General features: G+C 57.2%; 2 protein-coding genes. One reads left to right on the top strand and one right to left on the bottom strand.

The window, feature by feature from the left end; all coding sequences use genetic code 11:
* Window positions 1–347 (bottom strand): thiolase family protein (locus tag Q4Q11_RS31915; protein ID WP_498571991.1); only part of this gene is annotated, 347 nt, incomplete at its 3' end.
* A gap of 238 nt (window positions 348–585) precedes the next feature.
* Here Q4Q11_RS31915 and phaR point away from each other — a divergent pair.
* A partial coding sequence (gene phaR, locus Q4Q11_RS31910; protein ID WP_498571990.1) for a polyhydroxyalkanoate synthesis repressor PhaR occupies window positions 586–888 on the top strand: 303 nt, incomplete at its 3' end.

The following is an 888-nucleotide window of genomic DNA, read 5'->3' as shown; positions in this document are numbered from 1 at the left end:
CCCCCGGCGACGATGATCTTTGCGTCACCCGTTGCGATCTGCTGCATGCCGAGCGCCACGGCGCGCAGGCCGGAACCGCAAAGCTGGTTCACACCCCAGGCCGTCGCCTCCTGCGGGATGCCGGCCTTCATAGCGGCCTGGCGGGCCGGATTCTGCCCTTCGCCGGCCTGAAGCACCTGGCCGAGAATCACTTCATCGACTTCCTTGGCATCGACGCCGGCACGCTCCAGCGCAGCCTTGATGGCGGCCGCGCCAAGTTCATGCGCCGGAACGGTCGCGAAAGCGCCGTTGAAGGAACCGACCGCGGTGCGGGCCGCGCTGGCGACGACGATGGATGAACTGCTCATGGAAGCCTCCTCACAGATGAACACGTATATGAGGCGAAACTGTCAAAGCTTTGCGCCGGAGTCAAACAGCAAGAATTTTCATCGCGCAGATTTCACGAAGCTGTCACCGCCTTCAAAATCCAGTCGAAGGAAAGGTCTTGCCGCATCGCACAAACCGATTGTCACCAAGCTTCTTTTGCGTCTACACTCCGTGGTGGAGGAATATTCCATACAATCAGACGGGGCCAGGAGACTGATAATGGCAAAGACTGAGGGCCAGATCGTAATCAAGAAATATGCCAATCGCCGCCTATACAATACCGGCACCAGCACCTACGTAACGCTGGATGATCTGGCGGAGATGGTAAAGAAGGGCGAGGAATTCATCGTCCAGGACGCCAAGAGCGGTGAAGATATTACGCATTCTGTCCTGACGCAGATCATTTTCGAACAGGAATCGAAGACCGGCAACACGCTGCTGCCGATTTCATTCCTCCGGCAGCTTATTGGCTATTACGGCGATCAGATGCAGATGGTTGTGCCGAGCTTCCTTGAACATTCC

This window comes from Rhizobium sp. UFLA01-1127 (genome assembly GCF_059803845.1).
This window is presented reverse-complemented; position numbering and strand designations above follow the sequence as displayed.